The sequence below is a fragment of the Kitasatospora sp. NBC_00458 genome, assembly GCF_036013975.1.
In the GTDB taxonomy this organism is placed as follows: Bacteria; Actinomycetota; Actinomycetes; order Streptomycetales; family Streptomycetaceae; genus Kitasatospora.
The window spans coordinates 5,863,137-5,881,268 of record NZ_CP107904.1 but is presented as its reverse complement, the minus strand read 5'-3'; the positions used below and the strand labels follow the sequence as shown (position 1 = coordinate 5,881,268).

Here is an 18,132-nt window from a genome sequence, read left to right as displayed (position 1 = left end):
GCGGGTGACCCGAGAACCCCGTGTCCCCCGCTTCCTGGCGGCACTGCCGGCCCCGGTCCGGTGGCTGGCGGTGCCGCTCGCGCTGACCTGCACCGTGGTGGTGCTGATCGGCAGCTGGGGCACGCCCGAGAAGATCGAGATCCCCCAGCCGTCCGCCAGGGCGGCCGGCTACTGCCGGGCACTGGCCGCCGCGCTCCCCCAGGAGCTGCTCGGGCACCCCCGCAAGGACCCGAAGCCCGCCTCCCCGTACGTCGCCGCCTGGGGCGCCCCGCCGCAGCGCATCGTGCTGCGCTGCGGCGTGCCGCACCCGGAGGCGCTGGTCGACGAGAAGCAGGCGGAGATCACGCCGACGTTCAACGACGTCACCTGGTGGCCGGAGCCGCTGAAGGACGGCGGCTACCGGCTCACCGTCACCCAGCGCGCGGCCTTCGTCGAGCTGACCGTCCCCCGCGGGGCCACCCCCAACCCGCTGGAAGCCGGCGCGGCCCTCTCCGAAGCGGTGGCGGCCACCGTCCCCTAGGACGTGCGCGCGGAAGGGCGGGCCGGAACGTTCCGGCCCGCCCTTCCGCGTCGTCCGCGCGGCTACCGCAGGCCGGTCGAGCGGCGCAGCGCCGCCTGCAGCAGCCGGTCGATCAGCTCCGGGTACGACAGCCCGCTGGCCTCCCACATCTTGGGGTAGGCCGAGATCGGGGTGAAGCCGGGCATGGTGTTGATCTCGTTGACCATCCAGCTGCCGTCCTCCAGCAGGAAGAAGTCCACCCGGGCCAGGCCCTCGCAGCCGAGCGCCTCGAACGCGGCGACCGCCTGGCGGCGGATCTCGGCGGTCTCCGCGGCGGTGAGCTCGGCCGGGATCCGCACCTCGGAGGAGTCGATGTACTTGGCCTCGAAGTCGTAGAACTCGAAGTCGCCGCCGACCAGGACCTCGGCCGGGACGCTGGCCCGCGGGCCGTCCTCGAACTCCAGCACCGCGCACTCGACCTCGCGGCCGGAGACGCCTGCCTCGATGATCAGCTTGGGGTCGTGCCGGCGGGCCTCCTCGATCGCGCGGTCGAGGTCGGAGAGGTCCTTGACCTTGGTGATGCCCATGCTCGAACCGGCCCGGCAGGGCTTCACGAAGAGCGGCAGGCCCAGCCCTGCGGCGCGCTCGCGGACCGCGGCACGGCCCTCCTCGGTCTCCCACTCGCGCGGCCTGACCACGGTGTAGCTGCCGACGCCCAGCCCCTCGGAGGCCAGCAGGCGCTTGGTGAACTCCTTGTCCATGCCCACCGCGCTGGAGAGCACCCCGTTGCCGACGTACGGCACGCCGGAGAGCTCCAGCAGGCCCTGCAGGGTGCCGTCCTCGCCCCAGGGGCCGTGCAGCAGCGGGAAGACCACGTCGACCTCGCCGAGCGCCTTGGGCGCGGCGCCGGGCTCGCTCCAGACCACCTCGCGGCTGCCCGGACCGAGCGGCAGCGCGACCTGGCCCTCGACGGACTCGGCGACGTGGGCGACGTCCGGCAGCCGGCCGTCGGTGATGGTCATCCGGGCCGGCTCGTCGCTGACCAGCGCCCAGCGGCCCTCGTGGGTGATGCCGATCGGCAGCACCTCGTACTTGTCGCGGTCGATCGCCCTCAGCACGCTGCCCGCGGTGGAGACCGAGATGGCGTGCTCGGAGCTGCGCCCGCCGAAGACGACGGCGACGCGCGGCTTCCCGGACGGGTTCTGGGAGGTCTGTTCGATGCTCATATCGCGACCGAGATTACCGTGCGGCCCGTTCCGGGAGGGTCAGCCACCCTGCGCGGTGCCGCTCACCGCCGCTCCGGCTTGGCGGAGCGGGACATCAGCGCCTGCAGGACCTCCTGGGTGGGGCGGCCGTTGTGCACGACGTCCACCACCGCCTCGACGATCGGCATGTCGACGCCGTTGCGCCGGGCCAGGTCGAGCACCGACTCGCAGGACTTCACGCCCTCCGCGGTCTGCCGGGTCGCCGCGATGGTCTCCGCGAGCGACATCCCCCGGCCCAGGTTGGTGCCGAAGGTGTTGTTGCGGGACAGCGGCGACGAGCAGGTCGCCACCAGGTCGCCCATCCCGGCGAGCCCGGCGAAGGTGTGCGCGTCCGCGCCGAGCGCCAGCCCCAGCCGGGTGGTCTCGGCCAGCCCGCGGGTGATCAGCGTCGCCTTGGTGTTGTCGCCGAGACCCATGCCGTTGGCCATGCCGACGGCCAGGCCGATCACGTTCTTCACCGCGCCGCCCAGCTCGCAGCCGATCACGTCGGTGTTGGTGTACGGCCGGAAGTACGGCGTGTGGCAGGCCGCCTGGAACCGCTTGGCGACCGACTCGTCGGTGCAGGCGACGACGCTCGCGGCGGGCTGCCGGTTGGCGATCTCCGGGGCCAGGTTGGGGCCGCTGACGACGGCCACGCGCTCCTGTCCGACACCGGTGACCTCGCCGATGACCTCGCTCATCCGCTTGGCGGTGCCGAGCTCGATGCCCTTCATCAGGCTCACCAGCACGGTCTGCGGCTCGATCAGCGGCGCCCAGGCGGCCAGGTTCTCGCGGAGCGTCTGCGAGGGCACCGCGAGCACGGCGAAGTCGGCTCCGGCCAGCGCCACCGAGGGGTCCGTGGTGGCCCGGATCGACGGGGGCAGCGGGACGTCCGGCAGGTAGTCGGGGTTGACGTGGGTGCCGTGGATCGCGTCCACCAGCTCCGGCCGACGGCCCCAGAGGGTCACCTCGCAGCCGGCGTCCGCGAGGATCATCGCGAACGCGGTGCCCCAGGAACCCGTTCCGAACACGGCGCATCGCGTCACTTGCCGGCCTCCTCGGCCTCGTCGCCGGCCCGTCCGGCCGCCTTCTGCCTGCGGGCCGCCGCCGCGGCGGCCCGGTGCCGGGCCGCCTCCCGCATGTCGTACCGCTCGGCGGGCGGCTCCTCGCCGCGGATCTCGGCCAGCACCGCGGTGATCGCCGTCATGATGTCCTCGGTGGCGTCCCGGAGGACCTGCGCGGTCAGCTCCTGGCCCTGGTACCTGCTCAGGTCGACGGCCGGCCCGGCCGCCACCGTCACCCGGTGGCGCGGGAAGAGGTTGAACCGGCCCTTCCCGGAGCCGCCCCTGCCGTACGGCGGGATGATCTCGTGCGCGCCCCAGTGCGCCACCGGGATGACCGGTGCGCCGGTCATCAGCGCGACCCGGGCCACCCCGCTCTTGCCGGTCATCGGCCACAGGTCCGGGTCCCGGGTGAGCGTGCCCTCCGGGTAGAACTGCACGCACTGACCGCCGTCGACCGCGTCGATCGCGGCCCGGAAGGCCTGCGCGGCGTCGGTCGACTCGCGGAAGACCGGGATCTGGCCGGTCTTGCGGAGCATGAACCCGATGAACGGCACGGAGAACAGCGAGGACTTGCCGAGGATCCGCGGGGGCCGTCCGCTGTTGTACTGCCAGTGCGCGTAGACCACCGGGTCGATGACCGAGTTGTGGTTCACCGCGGCGATGAAGCCGCCCTCCTTCGGGAGGTGCTCCCAGCCCCGCCAGTCGGGCTTCACCAGGGCGGTCGTCACCGGCTTCACCAGCACGGCCGCGAAGCGGTACCAGATGCCGTAGTCGGCGTTGCCGAAGCTGGCGTACGAGCGGCGGGCCACCCCAGGTCCTCCTCATCCGTGCGGCACGTGGGGTGCCGCGTCAGTCACGTTGCCGCGACCCCGGTTCGGGGCCCGGGCGCGGAACAGTCTCGCCCGACCGCTCACCGGCTGTCGAGCAACCCCGCCAGCACGTCGGGCGGGCGTGATCAAACGCACGTCCGCACAGTTCGGACGGCCTGGCGAGGGCTCCGGGACCGGCGCCACAATGACGCCGATGACCCAGGACACCGTACGCCCCAGCGGGCCCGTCGCGCCCGCCGCACCCACCGCCGGCTGGTCGCTGGTGCTGCCGCTCAAGCCGCTCGCCCGGGCCAAGTCCCGGCTGGCGCCGTTCGCCGGTCCGCACCGCCCGGACCTGGCCCTCGCGTTCGCCCTCGACACCGTCACCGCCGCGCTGGCGGCCCCCGAGGTCAGCCGCGTCCTGGTGGTGACCACGGACCCGGCGGCGGGCGGACTGCTCGCCGCGCTCGGCGCCCTGGTGGTCGACGACGAACCGGGGGGCGGGCTCAACGAGGCACTGGCGCACGGTGCGGCCGCCGCGCTGGCGTTCGCCCCGCACGCCCCGCTGGCCGCACTCTCGGCGGACCTGCCGGCCCTGCGCCCGGCCGAACTGGGCCGGGTGCTCGCCGCCGTACCGGCCACCGGCCGCGCCTTCCTGCCCGACGCCCCGGGGCTGGGCACCACGCTGCTCGCCTGCGCCCCCGGCAGCCCGCTCGCCCCCGCCTTCGGGGACGGCTCGCGGGCCCGGCACACCGCCGGCGGCGCCCGCGAACTGCGGCTGTCCGGCGTGGACTCGGTCCGCCGGGACGTCGACACGGGCGAGGACCTGGCCGCGGCCCTGGCCCTCGGTGTGGGACGGCACACCCGCGCCCTGGCGGCCCGCCTCGGGTACCTGCCGGTGCAGGACGCGCCCGGGCCCCCCGGGCGGCGCTGAGCCGCGGCGCGGACGCCACCGGGGACTGTCGGCGGTGCTCGCTATGCTGCTGCCATGCAGGCCACCGCGTTCACCTTCGACCCCGCCACCCGGGCCGGCTCCGTGCTGCTCGACGACGGGACCCCGGTGCCGTTCGACGCGGCCGCCTTCGACGCCGGCGGCCTTCGGCTGCTGCGCCCCGGCCAGCGGGTGCGGATCCGCACCGAGGGCGCCGGAACGGCCCGCCGGGTGGTCTTCGTGACGCTGCAGACCTTCCCGGACCCGGCCGAGGCCTGACCGCGCCGGCACCGGCGCGCCGGAAGGCGGAGCCGAAAGACCGGAAAGCCGGGGAACCGGCGGGCGGGAAGCGGGGCGGAAAGCCGGAGAGCCGTGGCGCCGACCCCTTCCGGAAACCCGGACGGGGTGCTGCGCCACGGCTCTCGAAGGCCGTCCGGCAGGACTACTTCGCGCTGGTCTTGCGCGCGGTGGTCTTGCGGGTGGCGGTCTTCTTCGCCGGAGCCGTCTTCTTGGCGGTCGCGGTCGTCTTCTTGGCGGCGGTCGCCGTGGTCTTCTTCGCGGCGGCCGTGGTGGCCGTCTTCTTCGCGGCGGTGGTCGCCGTCTTCTTGGTCGCGGTCGCGGTGGTCTTCTTCGCGGCGGCGGTGGTGGTGGCCTTCTTGGTGGCGGTCGCCTTCTTGGCGGCGGTCGCGGTGGTCTTCTTCGCGGCGGCCGTGGTGGCCGTCTTCTTGGCGGCGGCCTTCTTCGCCGGGGCGGCGGCAGCGGCGGCCGTGGCGGCGCGCTTGGTGGCGGCGCGCTTGGCGGCCGGGGTCGCGGCGACACCGCTCTTGCCCGGGGTGAGGGAGCCCTTGGGCGCCTTCTTCACCGAGGGGCCTTCCTTCGGCAGCTTCTTGCTGCCGCTGACCAGGTCCTTGAAGCCCTGACCGGGACGGAAGCGGGGCACCGAGGTCTTCTTGACCTTGACCTTCTCGCCGGTCTGCGGGTTGCGGGCGAAGCGCGCGGAGCGCTCCACCTTCTCAAAGGTGCCAAAACCGGTGACCGACACCCGGTCACCGGCCACGACGGCGCGGACCATGGTGTCGAGCACTGCGTCGACGGCCTCTGCGGCAGCCTTGCGACCGCCCAGCTGCTCGGCCACCGCTTCGACAAGCTGAGCCTTGTTCACGTCTTCCCCTTCGGAAACGGGCGCCGGATGATTCCATCCGTTCATTTCGCACGTTAGGTATGTATCTGCGGACTTTCAATTACCAAACGCGCGAATCACCCTAGTGTCGCAATGGATTTGCGCGTCGGCGACCTCAGTCGACGGGCGGGCGCCCCTCGTCGAGGTCCTGCACAAAGCGACTCAACCGCCGCGCCGCCCCGGGAAGATCGCGCTTGGCGGTCTCCGTGACGATCAGCAGTTGACGGGTGAGAGCGGTCTTTGCATCGGCAGACACGTTCAGCGCATGCACGCGGTCGTGAGCTTGCTTCAACCGCTCGGCCACAAGCGCGAAGAGCGCTGCGACTTCCGGGTCGTCCGGCCCCTCAGCAGGTGAGGTGGCGACGTCCGGCCGATCGTCAATTCGGCGTTCGGATCCCCGGCCCGTGGACTCCGGTGACGCGGGTTCGCCGCCCGCGTACGGAGGTTCATGGTGCCGGTGCATGCACTGATTGTGCCATCTACCCGGAGTTGTGCATGCGCGGGGCCCTCTGAGGCATTACCGAATGGGCAATCGGGGGGTGGCCGGGAGGGACAACTCCCGCCCCGGAACGGCGGATGGCCCGCCCCCCCGAGGGGGGAGCGGGCCATCCGGCGGATCGTCAGAATGCTTGTTCAGAACGGGATCTCAGGCCACCGGCAGAGTGCGCGGCTTGAAGGACGGGCGGGTCGCCTCGAAGGCCGCGATGTCGGGCTCGTTCTGCAGGGTGATGCTGATGTCGTCCAGCCCGTTCAGCAGCCGCCACCGAACGTTGTCGTCCAGTTCGAAGGAGGCGGTGATGCCCTCGGCGCGCACCTCGCGGGCCTCCAGGTCCACCGTGACCTCGGCGGTCGGGTCGGCCTCGGTGAGCTCCCAGAGCCGCTCCACGGTCTCCTGCGGCAGGACCACGGTGAGCAGGCCGTTCTTCAGCGAGTTGCCGCGGAAGATGTCGGCGAAGCGGGACGAGACGACCGCGTGGAACCCGTAGTTCTGCAGGGCCCAGACGGCGTGCTCGCGGGAGGAGCCGGTGCCGAACTCGGGGCCGGCCACCAGGACGGTGGCACCCTGGCGCTCGGGCCGGTTCAGGACGAACGACTCGTCCTTGCGCCAGGCCTCGAACAGACCGCCCTCGAAACCGGAACGGGTGACCTTCTTGAGCCAGTGGGCGGGGATGATCTGGTCGGTGTCGACGTTGCTGCGGCGCAGCGGGACGGCCCGGCCGGTGTGGGTGGTGAACTTCTCCATGCTGCTCAGACCTCCACAGCGGCGTTGGACGACAGATCGGAGGGGGCGGCCAGCCGGCCCAGGACGGCGGTCGCGGCGGCGACCTGCGGGGAGACCAGGTGGGTGCGGCCGCCCTTGCCCTGACGGCCCTCGAAGTTGCGGTTCGAGGTGGAGGCGCAGCGCTCGCCGGGGGCCAGCTGGTCGGGGTTCATGCCCAGGCACATCGAGCAGCCCGCGTGGCGCCACTCGGCGCCGGCGGCGGTGAACACCTTGTCCAGGCCCTCCTCGACGGCCTGCAGGGCGACCCGGACGGAGCCGGGGACGACCAGCATCCGCACGCCCTCGGCGACCCGGCGGCCCTCCAGGATCGCGGCCGCGGCCCGCAGGTCCTCGATCCGGCCGTTGGTGCAGGAGCCGACGAAGACCGCGTCGACCGCGACCTCGCGCAGCGGGGTGCCGGCCTCCAGGCCCATGTAGGCGAGGGCGTTCTCGGCGGCGACCCGCTCCTGCGGGTCGGCGAAGGACTCGGGGTGCGGGACGTTCGCGCCGAGCGGGGCGCCCTGGCCGGGGTTGGTGCCCCAGGTGACGAAGGGGGTCAGCTCGGTGGCGTCGATGAAGATCTCGTGGTCGAAGACCGCGTCCTCGTCGGTGACCAGGGTCTCCCAGTAGGCGACGGCCGCGTCCCAGTCCTCGCCCTCGGGGGCGTGCGGGCGTCCTTCGAGGTAGTCGAAGGTGGTCCGGTCCGGGGCGATCATGCCGGCCCGGGCGCCCGCCTCGATGGACATGTTGCAGATGGTCATCCGGGCCTCCATGGAGAGGCTGCGGATCGCCGAGCCGCGGTACTCCAGGACGTAGCCCTGGCCGCCGCCGGTGCCGATCTTCGTGATGATCGCCAGGATCAGGTCCTTGGCGGTCACCCCGTCGGGCAGTTCGCCCTCGACGGTGATGGCCATGGTCCGGAACGGGGCCAGCGGCAGGGTCTGGGTGGCCAGCACGTGCTCGACCTGGCTGGTGCCGATGCCGAACGCCAGCGCGCCGAAGGCGCCGTGGGTGGAGGTGTGGGAATCGCCACAGACCACGGTCGTGCCGGGCTGGGTCAGGCCCAGCTGGGGGCCGACGACGTGGACGACGCCCTGCTCGACGTCGCCGAGCGAGTGGATCCGGACGCCGAACTCGGCGGCGTTCCTGCGCAGCGTCTCCAGCTGGACCCGGGAGACCGGGTCCGCGATCGGCTTGTCGATGTCCAGGGTCGGGGTGTTGTGGTCCTCGGTCGCGATCGTGAGGTCGGTGCGGCGGACCGTTCGCCCGGCCAGCCGGAGGCCGTCGAAGGCCTGCGGGCTGGTCACCTCGTGCAGCAGGTGCAGGTCGATGTAGAGCAGGTCGGGCTCGCCCTCCGCGCGCCGCACGACGTGGTCGTCCCAGACCTTCTCTGCGAGTGTCCGTCCCATCGGGTTCCCTCCAGCCGGCCGCGTTGCCGGCCTTCTCGTGTCGTCGAGGTCGAAGCTGTCGCCGCCCTGTGAGGCTCGCGCCGTGCGACCTGCACACCGGATAGGTGTCCACGATGCGGACACCCGGTCGGGGTCGCATCCTGGATGTCTCCCGGGCTGCTGCTTCCAGAGTGGCGCTTTTCCCGGAAGATTGAACTTGCGTCTCGCGGACTGAGACTGCAGTCTTAGGGCATGGACAACTCTAGCGGCGTCGGCGTTCTCGACAAGGCCGCTCTGGTGCTGAGCGCACTGGAGTCGGGCCCCGCCACGTTGGCGGGGCTGGTCGCCGCCACCGGTCTGGCGCGCCCCACGGCCCACCGGCTCGCCGTCGCACTCGAACACCACCGTCTGGTCACCAGGGACATGCAGGGCCGTTTCATCCTCGGCCCGCGGCTGTCCGAACTCTCCGCCGCGGCGGGCGAGGACCGGCTGCTCGCCACCGCGGGCCCGGTCCTGACCCACCTGCGCGACGTCACCGGCGAGAGCGCACAGCTCTACCGCCGGCAGGGCGAGATGCGGATCTGCGTCGCCGCCGCCGAGCGGCTCTCCGGTCTGCGGGACACCGTCCCGGTCGGCAGCACCCTGCCGATGAAGGCCGGCTCGGCCGCCCAGGTCCTGCTGGCCTGGGAGGAGCCCGAGCGGCTCCACCGCGGCCTCCAGGGCGCCCGCTTCACCGCCACCGCGCTGAGCGGTGTGCGCCGCCGCGGCTGGGCCCAGTCGATCGGCGAGCGGGAGCCGGGCGTGGCCTCGGTCTCCGCGCCGGTCCGCGGCCCCTCCAACCGCGTGGTGGCCGCCGTCTCGGTCTCCGGCCCGATCGAGCGGCTGACCCGCCACCCGGGCCGGCTGCACGCCCAGGCCATCATCGAGGCGGCCAACCGCCTCACCGAGGCCCTGCGCCGCAGCTGAGAGCCCCGCCCACTCCCCCACCCGCCCCCACCGCAGTAACTCCCCCACCCATCCGAAAGGGCCCGCTCACCAGGTGAGCGGGCCCTTTCGGATGGGTGGGCATTGTCCGGGGGCGTTTCCGCCGGGCTCCGCGCGGGCGTTTCCACGCGGGCGTCCGGAAATGCGAAAAGCCCCGGCGTGAACCGGGGCCGTACTTTCTGGCTGGGGTACCAGGACTCGAACCTAGACTAAATGAACCAGAATCACTCGTGCTGCCAATTACACCATACCCCAACAAAGCAATCAGCCGATGGGTAAGCCCACCGGCCTTCCTGCTCTGGTACCCCCGACCGGATTCGAACCGGCGCTACTGCCGTGAGAGGGCAGCGTGCTAGGCCGCTACACAACGGGGGCTTCCTGACGATCCCTTGCGGAATCAGTACCCCCGACCGGATTCGAACCGGCGCTACTGCCGTGAGAGGGCAGCGTGCTAGGCCGCTACACAACGGGGGCTTTCCAGGCGGTCCCTTGCGGGACCAGTACCCCCGACCGGATTCGAACCGGCGCTACTGCCGTGAGAGGGCAGCGTGCTAGGCCGCTACACAACGGGGGCTTGATCTTTTTTTGTGCGGTACTGCGGTACTGCGGTGGTGCTGTACTGCGCTGGGGTACCAGGACTCGAACCTAGACTAAATGAACCAGAATCACTCGTGCTGCCAATTACACCATACCCCACCAGAGTTGGACCCTCGCGGGCCTTCTCGGGCGTTGCGCCCCTCGCTCGGTTACCGACGGGGTTTCACTCCCTCGTCCGTTCCCTCCCGGGCGGCGCAGAAAGAACATTACCCGACGTCTGGCCTGGCTCCAAAATCGATAACCCCAGGCAGCGGCGGGGAGGACGTCCGGTGACGTCCGGGGGCGCCGCGGGCCCGGCACGAAGCCGGGCCCGCGGGCTGCTCAGGGCACCACCGGGGGCCCCGGACGGGGTCCTGGCCCCGGTACCGCTCAGGCCGCCGGGACCGCCGTCAGGGCCGCGTTCAGACGGCGCAGCGTCTCGGGCCGGCCGAGCAGCTCCATCGACTCGAACAGCGGCGGCGAGACCCGCCGGCCGGTGACCGCCACCCGCAGCGGGGTGAAGGCGAACTTGGGCTTGATGCCCAGGCCGTCCACCAGGGCCTCGCGCAGCGCGGCCTGGATCGGCTCCGGGGAGAAGTCCTCCAGCGCCTCCAGCGCCTTGACGCTGGCCTCCAGCACCGGGCGGGCGTCCGCGGTCAGCACCTTGGCCGCGTCGTCCGCGTCCAGGGCGAAGTCCTCCGGGGCGACGAACAGGAAGCCGGCCATGGCGACGATCTCGCCGAGCACGACCATCCGCTCCTGGGTGAGCGGCGCCACCTTCGCCAGCAGCTCCAGCTGCTCGGCGGTCGGCTCGGCCGGCAGCAGGCCGGGGGCCTGCAGGTACGGCACCAGGCGGCGGACGAAGTCCTCCGGCGCGAGCTTGCGCAGGTGCTCGGCGTTGATGTGCTCGCACTTCTTGAGGTCGAAGCGGGCCGGGTTGGCGTTGACGTCGGCGATGTCGAACGCCTCGACCAGCTGCTCCACCGAGAAGATGTCGTCGTCCGCGGAGAGCGACCAGCCGAGCAGCGACAGGTAGTTGAGCAGGCCCTCGGGGATGAAGCCGCGCTCGCGGTAGAGGTTGAGCGAGGCCTGCGGGTCGCGCTTGGAGAGCTTCTTGTTGCCCTCGCCCATCACGTACGGCAGGTGGCCGAAGCGCGGGGTGGTGCCGTTGCCGACGCCGATGTCCGCGAGCGCCGCGTAGAGCGCGACCTGGCGCGGGGTGGAGGAGAGCAGGTCCTCGCCGCGGAGCACGTGGGTGATGCCCATCAGGGCGTCGTCCACCGGGTTGACCAGGGTGTAGAGCGGCGCGCCGTTGGCCCGGACGATGCCGTAGTCGGGCACGTTCTCGGGCTCGAAGCTCAGCGTGCCGCGGACCAGGTCGTCGAACGCGATGGTGGTGTCCGGCATCCGGAACCGCAGGATCGGCTCGCGCTTCTCCAGCTCGTACACCGCCACCTGGTCGGCCGTCAGGTCGCGGCAGTGACCGTCGTAGCCCGACGGCCTGCCGGCCGCGCGGGCGGCCTCGCGGCGGGCGTCCAGCTCCTCGGTGGAGCAGTAGCAGCGGTAGGCGTGGCCGGCCTCGTGCAGGCGGCGGGCGACGTCGGCGTAGACGTCCATCCGCTGCGACTGGCGGTACGGCGCGTGCGGGCCGCCGATCTCCGGGCCCTCGTCCCAGTCGAAGCCCAGCCACTTCATGGCGTCGAGCAGCTGCTCGTACGACTCCTCGGAGTCGCGGGCCGAGTCGGTGTCCTCGATCCGGAAGACCATCGTGCCGCCGTGGTGGCGGGCGAAGGCCCAGTTGAAGAGGGCGGTCCGGACCAGGCCCACGTGGGGGTTGCCGGTCGGGGACGGACAGAAGCGGACCCGGACGGTGGGGTCGGTGTTAGCCACGCTTGATCACCTTGTTGGCGAGAGTGCCGATGCCTTCGACGGAGACGGCGACCTCGTCGCCGACGTTGAGGGGGCCCACCCCAGCGGGTGTGCCGGTGAGGATGACGTCGCCGGGGAGCAGCGTCATGGCCTCGGAGACGTGGACGATCAGCTCGGCGACCGAGCGGACCATCTGGGAGGTGCGGCCGGTCTGCCGCAGCTCCCCGTTGACGGTGCAGGTGATGGCGAGGTCGGCCGGGTCGAGGTCGGTCTCGATCCACGGGCCGAGCGGGCAGGAGGTGTCGAAGCCCTTGGCCCGGGCCCACTGGCCCTCGCGCTGCTGGACGTCGCGCGCGGTGACGTCGTTGGCGCAGGTGTAGCCGAGGATCACCTCGGGCACCCGGTCCAGCGGCACCTCGCGGCACATCCGGCCGATCACCACGGCGAGTTCGGCCTCGTACTGGACGTCCGAGGAGAACGGCGGGTAGGCGATCGACTCGGTCGGGCCGATCACCGCGGTGGACGGCTTGAAGAAGGTGAGCGGGACGTCGGGGACGTCGTTGCCCAGCTCGGCGGCGTGCGCGGCGTAGTTGCGGCCGACCGCGACGATCTTGTTGGGCAGCATCGGGCTGAGCAGCCGGACGTCCTGGAGGCGGTAGCTCTCGCCGGTCGGCTGGGGCTGCCCGAACGGGTGGCCGGCCAGGGCGTGGACGACCAGCGACTCGGGCCTGGCCGGGTCCCCCTCGACCACGCCGAAGGAGACGCTGCCGGCGGCAGGGCTCCCTTCCCGGACGGAAAACCTGGCAATGCGCACGGCTGGGCTACCCCTCGCTTCGACGGCCGCCCGGGGCGCGCCCGGGCGCTGGTGGGCACCGCGCCCGTTGGGCCCGGCCCCGCTCGATCGCTGACCAGGCTATCGCGTGGGCCCCCGGGCGACCGCTTTGCCCCTGTTCGGGGCCGTTGCGCCCCGGACGCGGCGAGGGGCGCCGCGGTCCGACCCGGGCGGGTCGGACCGCGGCGCCCCTCGCGGCACACGCGGAACGGTTCAGTTCTGCGGGACGTTCACCACCGGCGCGACCATCAGCCGGGTGCGGCGCGGGTTCGCGGTGGAGACCGGCAGCTCGGTGGCGTAGGTGGCCACGTCCTCGACCTTGCGGGCGCCGGGGACCTTGCCGAAGTCCTCCACCGAGGCCAGCGTCGTCCGGCGCGGGTTCGCGGTGGAACCGTTGGAGGACGGGGACTTGCCGGCCGTGTTCGCCTGGGACATCGCGTCAGCACCTCATGGTCGTGGCCGGGCGGTCCGCGGGGACCGGCGCCGGCCTGAGTGATTCGGGGAGATTCTGGGCAGGCTGATCGGGGCCGTGCTCCGGATACAGCCAGGTTACGGATCTCTTTCCACAGTCACCGTGACCAAAGCTACACATAGACCTGTGATTTTGCTCACAAATTGAAGAGCAATTCTCTTATATCCGACATATCGCCGCATCAGCTTTTACCGGCATAACCGGATATATCGGTCATACCCGAAGCTCTGCGACTCTTGTTGATCTCGGGCCAGCTTGGCATGTATCCGACGAGTGTCCGAAAAAGGCGGTATTCCGGTCCGTTTGCCGCACAGTCAGTGAGATCCCGCGCGCAGTGGGTAGCACCGCCCCGCGTGCCCTGGCGGCCCTTGTTGGGATTCCCCGGCTGTGCTGGAATGCCACGGACCGTGGGTAGGGAGTAGTCCACCCCGGTGACCCGCTCTCCCGGACCGGCCGGGGTGCGGATGGAAACTCGACACCGTCCAGGCCGCGGCGACGCGGCGGGACGCCCGGTCCAGAGGTTGCGACGCCAGTGCAGGGACGTTTCAAAAGGGGTAGCGGCGCCGCGGGTGACCCGGAGTCGCGTGAGCCCGCGACAGCCCCCCAGCAGGCGGCGACGCCCGGCGGCCCGGCCGAACCGGCGCCCGAGGTGATCGGCAGGCCGGAGGAGGACGGGGCCGACCGGAAGTCGACCCGGGACAAGCTCCGGACCACGCTCACCCGCCGACGGGCCAAGGGCGTGAGCCGGCTCGCCATGCGCAACTGGCGAATCCGCAGCAAGCTGATCGCGCTGCTCGCGCTGCCGGTCATGGTCGCGCTGGTCCTCGGTGGCCTGCGCATCCAGACCTCGCTCGAAACCTCGCAGCAGCTGGCCCAGATGGCCAACCTCTCCGACCTGGCCAAGAAGGCGACCGACCTCGCCAACGCGCTGCAGAACGAGCGGGACATCAGCGCCGGCCCGATCACCGCCAAGCCGAACGCACCGCTGGACGACGACATCGTCGCCGCCCGCAAGGTCACCGACGACCTCAGCCGCACCTTCACCGCGTCCTCGGACAAGTTCGAGAACCTCGAACTCTCCGGCGGCAAGGCGCTGCTCTTCCAGATCCGCAAGGACCTGAACTCGGTCTCCGACGCGCGTGGCACGCCGTACCAGAACAACCAGAACATCCAGGCCACGATCACCGCCTACGACGTGATCATCCGGGACCTGCTGTCGATCACCCAGGACATCGCGCTCGCCTCCAACAACCGCGAGCTGGTCCGCTCCACCCGTGCCCTGCAGCAGTTCTCGCTCGCCAAGAACTCCACCTCGCAGCAGCGCGCGCTGATCAGCGCCGCGCTCGCCAACCCCGAGGGCCCCAACCTCAGCCTGAGCGACGAGTCCTTCGGCATCCGGCTGCGCTCGTCCTACGACAACGCGCTCACCGGCTTCAACAACATCTACACCTCGCGCGACCTGGACAACCTGCGCGGCCAGCTGAGCTACAACTCGGTCGTCGCCGCGGCCGACCGCTACGCGCGCTCGATCCTCCAGCAGAGCGGTATCCACCAGAGCGAGACCGTCAGCTTCAAGGACTGGTACGAGCAGTCCACCGCCAAGATCTCCGCCGAGCGCCGCATCGAGTCCAAGCTCATCGAGGACCTCGACGGCAAGGCCCAGGAACTGCAGTCGCAGGCCGACACCGAGGCCCTGATCATCGGTGCCGCCGTCGCGCTCGTGCTGCTCGTCGCCCTCGGTGGCGCCGGTCTGATCGCCCGCTCGATGGTGCGCTCGCTGACCCGGCTGCAGGCCGCGGCCGAGGACGTCGCCGAGCGGCGGCTCCCGGAGCTGGTCAAGACGCTCTCCGAGAGCGACCCGCACGACGTCGACGTCACCGTCGAACCGGTCGCCGTCGACTCCGCCGACGAGATCGGCCACGTGGCCCACGCCTTCGACATGGTGCACAGCGAGGCCGTCCGCCTCGCCGCCGAGCAGGCCCTCCTCCGCGGCAACATCAACGCGATGTTCACCAACCTGTCGCGCCGCAGCCAGGGCCTCATCCAGCGCCAGCTGTCGCTCATCTCCGAGCTGGAGAGCCGCGAGGCCGACCCGGACCAGCTGGCCAACCTCTTCAAGCTGGACCACCTCGCGACCCGCATGCGCCGCAACGGCGAGAACCTCCTCGTCCTCGCCGGTGAGGACCCGGGCCGCCGCTGGACCCGCCCCGTCCCGCTGGTCGACGTGCTCCGCGCCGCCGCCTCCGAGGTGGAGCAGTACGAGCGCATCGAACTGGCCTCCGTCCCGTCGGCCGAGGTCGCCGGCCGCGTCGTCAACGACCTCGTCCACCTGCTCGCCGAGCTGCTGGAGAACGCCACGTCGTTCTCCAGCCCGCAGACCCGCGTCCGGGTCACCGGCCACGCGCTGCCGGACGGCCGGGTGCTGGTCGAGATCCACGACACCGGCATCGGCCTCAGCCCCGACGACCTCGCCGAGATCAACGAGCGCCTCGCCAACCCGCCGACGGTGGACGTCTCCGTCTCCCGCCGCATGGGCCTCTTCGTGGTCGGCCGCCTGTCCCTGCGGCACGGCATCCGGATCCAGCTCCGCCCCAGCGACTCCGGCGGCACCACCGCGCTCGTCATGCTCCCGGTGGACGTCACCAACTCCGCCGACCGCCGCGGCGCCGGCCGCCCCGGCCCGGCCCAGGCCAAGCAGCAGCGCGGGGTCGCCCCGACGCCGCGCCAGCAGCGCCAGGTGCCGGGCGGTCCGGGCGCGGCCCCGGCCGCACTCGGCCAGGGCCCCGCGGGCGGTGCCCCGCAGAACCGGCCCCAGCTGGGCCAGAGCGGTCCCGGCGGGCCGAACACCCCCGGCGGCCCGGGTGCGCCCGGCGGCCCGGGGGGTCTGCCGACCCGCCAGGCCGGGCAGTCGCTGCGTGAGAACGCACCGGCCCAGGGCGGACGGGCGGGCGCCCAGGCCCCCCAGAACCAGCAGAACCAGCAGGGCGGCCAGCCCACCGCCGGCCAGCAGGGCGGCCTGCCCCAGCGCACCCCCGGCCGGCAGGGCCCGCCGCAGGGCGCTCCCAACGGCCTGCCCCGCCGCGGCCAGCAGCCGGGCGCCCCGCAGGGCGGTCCCGGTGCCGGCCCGCGCCCCGGCCAGGAGCGGCCGCGGGCCGAGGGCGGTCCGGCCGGCCGGACCCCCGAGCAGCCGCAGCACGGCTGGGCCGACCAGCCCGGGCGGCCGGGCGGTGCGCCGCACGGCACCCGCCCGGGCAACCGTCCGCAGGACGGGCTGCCGCAGCGCCAGCGTCCCGGCCAGGGCCAGCAGGCTCCCGGCCAGCAGGCTCCGGGTCAGCCGGGCCCTGGTCAGCCGGGCCAGCAGGCTCCGGGCCGACCGGGCCAGCAGGGCCCGGGCCAGGGCCAGGGCCGACCGCAGCGCCCCGGTCCGGGTGCGCCGCCGCAGGGCCGCCAGCCGCAGCTCCCGCAGCAGGGCCAGCCCCGCCAGCAGCAGCCGCAGCAGCTCCCGCAGCCCCAGCCCGCCCAGCCGCTCCCGTCGGCCGAGCCGGCGCCGCTGGAGAGCACCCAGCAGCTCGCCCGCCCGCGCTTCGAGGCCAGCGACATCGACCCGCGCGACCCGCTCGGCCTCGGTCTGGTCGAGCCGGTGCTGCCGAACGTGCCGACCCCGGCCCGTCCGGAGCCGGTCCGTCCGGAGCAGGCCGCCCAGCCGCAGCAGCCGCCGGCCAGGCCGGAGCCGATGGCCCTGCCCACCGGTCCGTCCGACGGCGGAGCCCCGGCCGAGCAGGCCTGGTACGGCGACGAGGCCCGCACGGGCGAGCAGGGGTCCCGCCCCCGCCCGTACCAGCCGCGCCGCCCCGGCACCACCGCACCGGGCTTCGAGCCGGCGCCCGGCCGTCCTGCCCCGCAGCAGGGCGGCCAGGGCCGGCCGCAGCGGGCCCAGGGCCCGCAGGCCCAGGCTCCCCAGCAGGCCCGACGGCAGGCCCCTGCTCCGGCTCCGCAGGCCCAGGCCCCGCAGGCTCCGGCCCCGCAGGCCCCGCAGGCCCCGGCCCAGCCGCAGGCCCCGCAGGACCCGCAGGGCGGCCCCGGCGACGCCCCGTGGCGCCCGTCCGCCAACGACGAGCGCTGGCGCCGGGCCGAGCAGGTCCGCGAGCCCTCGACCAGCGGCGTCACCATGTCGGGCCTCCCCCGGCGGACCCCGCAGGCCAACCTGGTCTCCGGGACCGCCGAGTCGTCCCCGCTGACCGGTCCTCAGGTGTCCCGCGCCCCCGAGGAGGTGCGCGGCCGCCTGACCAACCTGCGCCGCGGCATCCAGCAGGGCCGACGGGTCGGCGCCGAGCAGGCGGCCGGCCAGGGCCCGGCCCAGAACCAGGGCAATCAGGCCGGATTCCACCATGGTGCCCAACAGCCCGGGTTCGATAGTTTCGGGGGCCGGACCGACGGCAACGCCGCAGATCATCAGGAGCGTTGAGTTGAATCAGATGAGCCAGGCCGCACAGAACCTGAACTGGCTGATCACCAATTTCGTGGACAACACCCCCGGGGTGTCGCACACGGTGGTGGTCTCCGCGGACGGCCTCCTGCTGTGCATGTCCGAAGGGTTCCCCCGCGACCGCGCCGACCAGCTCGCCGCCGTCGCCTCCGGCCTCACCTCCCTCACGACCGGCGCCAGCCGGATCTTCGAGGGCGGCGAGGTCAACCAGACCGTCGTCGAGATGGAGCGCGGCTTCCTCTTCCTGATGGCCGTCAGCGACGGTTCCGCACTCGCCGTCCTGGCCGCCCCCGACTCCGACATCGGCCTCGTCGGGTACGAGATGGCCCTGCTCGTCGACCGCGCCGGCGCCGTCCTCACCCCCGCACTCCGCGCAGAACTCCAGGGCAGTCTCCTGCACTGAGTGCACTGAGCGGGCATCCCACCCGTCCCACCTCCCCGCCGGGTCCGACCCGACCGGACCCGGCGTTCCACCCTCAGCTACCCTCAGGCAGCTGATTTCGCCTCAGCTGGCAACCACCCCAGCTGGAACCGGCT

The 18,132-nt window shown here is 72.6% G+C and carries 16 protein-coding genes and 5 tRNA genes; 6 read left to right on the top strand and 15 right to left on the bottom strand.

Features of this window, described 5'->3' with window-relative positions; all coding sequences use genetic code 11:
- Positions 1–4: 4 nt before the first annotated feature.
- Positions 5–520 (top strand): DUF3515 domain-containing protein, encoded by a 516-nt coding sequence (locus tag OG550_RS24565; RefSeq protein ID WP_327680973.1) that lies wholly within the window; start codon positions 5–7, stop codon positions 518–520.
- 62 nt (positions 521–582) lie between these two features.
- Here the strand turns inward: OG550_RS24565 and OG550_RS24560 are convergent, their stop codons facing one another.
- From OG550_RS24560 to OG550_RS24550, 3 genes are all read right to left on the bottom strand, one after another.
- A complete protein-coding gene (locus OG550_RS24560) occupies positions 583–1,725 on the bottom strand; it encodes a D-alanine--D-alanine ligase family protein (protein WP_327680971.1) in 1,143 nt (380 codons plus the stop codon).
- Between the two features lie 62 nt (positions 1,726–1,787).
- On the bottom strand, positions 1,788–2,789 hold the full coding sequence (locus OG550_RS24555; RefSeq protein WP_327680969.1) for an NAD(P)H-dependent glycerol-3-phosphate dehydrogenase: 1,002 nt from the start codon (positions 2,787–2,789) through the stop codon (positions 1,788–1,790).
- On the bottom strand, positions 2,786–3,616 hold the full coding sequence (locus OG550_RS24550; protein WP_327680967.1) for a lysophospholipid acyltransferase family protein: 831 nt from the start codon (positions 3,614–3,616) through the stop codon (positions 2,786–2,788). The genes OG550_RS24555 and OG550_RS24550 overlap by 4 nt, the downstream gene beginning before the upstream one ends.
- 214 nt (positions 3,617–3,830) lie before the next feature.
- Here OG550_RS24550 and cofC point away from each other — a divergent pair, with 214 nt between their 5' ends.
- Positions 3,831–4,550, top strand: a complete 720-nt coding sequence (gene cofC, locus OG550_RS24545; protein WP_327680966.1) for a 2-phospho-L-lactate guanylyltransferase — start codon at positions 3,831–3,833, stop codon at positions 4,548–4,550.
- 54 nt (positions 4,551–4,604) lie between these two features.
- Complete coding sequence (locus OG550_RS24540) at positions 4,605–4,826, top strand: hypothetical protein (protein WP_327680965.1); 222 nt, start codon at positions 4,605–4,607, stop codon at positions 4,824–4,826.
- A 163-nt stretch (positions 4,827–4,989) separates the two neighbouring features.
- On the opposite strand, the gene OG550_RS24535 is transcribed toward OG550_RS24540, so the two are convergent.
- The 4 genes from OG550_RS24535 to leuC form a co-directional block, all read right to left on the bottom strand.
- Positions 4,990–5,709, bottom strand: coding sequence for an HU family DNA-binding protein (locus OG550_RS24535; RefSeq protein WP_327680963.1), 720 nt, complete (start codon positions 5,707–5,709; stop codon positions 4,990–4,992).
- A gap of 133 nt (positions 5,710–5,842) precedes the next feature.
- Positions 5,843–6,190: a hypothetical protein gene (locus OG550_RS32815; RefSeq protein ID WP_442906072.1), complete on the bottom strand. Its 348-nt coding sequence runs from the start codon at positions 6,188–6,190 to the stop codon at positions 5,843–5,845.
- Between the two features lie 183 nt (positions 6,191–6,373).
- Positions 6,374–6,970 (bottom strand): 3-isopropylmalate dehydratase small subunit, encoded by a 597-nt coding sequence (leuD, locus tag OG550_RS24525; protein ID WP_327680961.1) that lies wholly within the window; start codon positions 6,968–6,970, stop codon positions 6,374–6,376.
- A 5-nt stretch (positions 6,971–6,975) separates the two neighbouring features.
- Entirely contained in the window at positions 6,976–8,397 is a 1,422-nt protein-coding gene (gene leuC / locus OG550_RS24520) for a 3-isopropylmalate dehydratase large subunit (RefSeq protein WP_327680959.1), read from the bottom strand.
- 231 nt (positions 8,398–8,628) lie between these two features.
- Here leuC and OG550_RS24515 point away from each other — a divergent pair, with 231 nt between their 5' ends.
- Positions 8,629–9,342 (top strand): IclR family transcriptional regulator, encoded by a 714-nt coding sequence (locus OG550_RS24515; protein ID WP_030306825.1) that lies wholly within the window; start codon positions 8,629–8,631, stop codon positions 9,340–9,342.
- Between the two features lie 198 nt (positions 9,343–9,540).
- Here OG550_RS24515 and OG550_RS24510 read toward each other — a convergent pair.
- The 8 genes from OG550_RS24510 to OG550_RS24475 form a co-directional block, all read right to left on the bottom strand.
- Positions 9,541–9,615 (bottom strand) — tRNA-Gln (locus OG550_RS24510).
- A 44-nt stretch (positions 9,616–9,659) separates the two neighbouring features.
- A tRNA-Glu gene (locus OG550_RS24505) sits at positions 9,660–9,735 on the bottom strand.
- Between the two features lie 26 nt (positions 9,736–9,761).
- Positions 9,762–9,834: transfer RNA gene (locus OG550_RS24500), tRNA-Glu, on the bottom strand.
- A gap of 27 nt (positions 9,835–9,861) precedes the next feature.
- Positions 9,862–9,934 (bottom strand) — tRNA-Glu (locus OG550_RS24495).
- Between the two features lie 50 nt (positions 9,935–9,984).
- Positions 9,985–10,056, bottom strand: a tRNA-Gln gene (locus OG550_RS24490).
- Positions 10,057–10,326: 270 nt separating this feature from the next.
- A complete protein-coding gene (gene gltX, locus OG550_RS24485; RefSeq protein WP_327680957.1) occupies positions 10,327–11,826 on the bottom strand; it encodes a glutamate--tRNA ligase in 1,500 nt (499 codons plus the stop codon).
- Positions 11,819–12,619: a fumarylacetoacetate hydrolase family protein gene (locus OG550_RS24480; RefSeq protein WP_327680955.1), complete on the bottom strand. Its 801-nt coding sequence runs from the start codon at positions 12,617–12,619 to the stop codon at positions 11,819–11,821. The genes gltX and OG550_RS24480 overlap by 8 nt, the downstream gene beginning before the upstream one ends.
- A 231-nt stretch (positions 12,620–12,850) precedes the next feature.
- Entirely contained in the window at positions 12,851–13,072 is a 222-nt protein-coding gene (locus tag OG550_RS24475) for a hypothetical protein (protein ID WP_327680953.1), read from the bottom strand.
- A 686-nt stretch (positions 13,073–13,758) separates the two neighbouring features.
- Between OG550_RS24475 and OG550_RS24470 the strand changes: the two genes are divergently transcribed.
- Both OG550_RS24470 and OG550_RS24465 read left to right on the top strand, forming a co-directional pair.
- On the top strand, positions 13,759–17,574 hold the full coding sequence (locus tag OG550_RS24470; RefSeq protein ID WP_327680951.1) for a nitrate- and nitrite sensing domain-containing protein: 3,816 nt from the start codon (positions 13,759–13,761) through the stop codon (positions 17,572–17,574).
- 10 nt (positions 17,575–17,584) lie between these two features.
- On the top strand, positions 17,585–17,998 hold the full coding sequence (locus OG550_RS24465; RefSeq protein ID WP_043468791.1) for a roadblock/LC7 domain-containing protein: 414 nt from the start codon (positions 17,585–17,587) through the stop codon (positions 17,996–17,998).
- Positions 17,999–18,132: the final 134 nt, after the last annotated feature.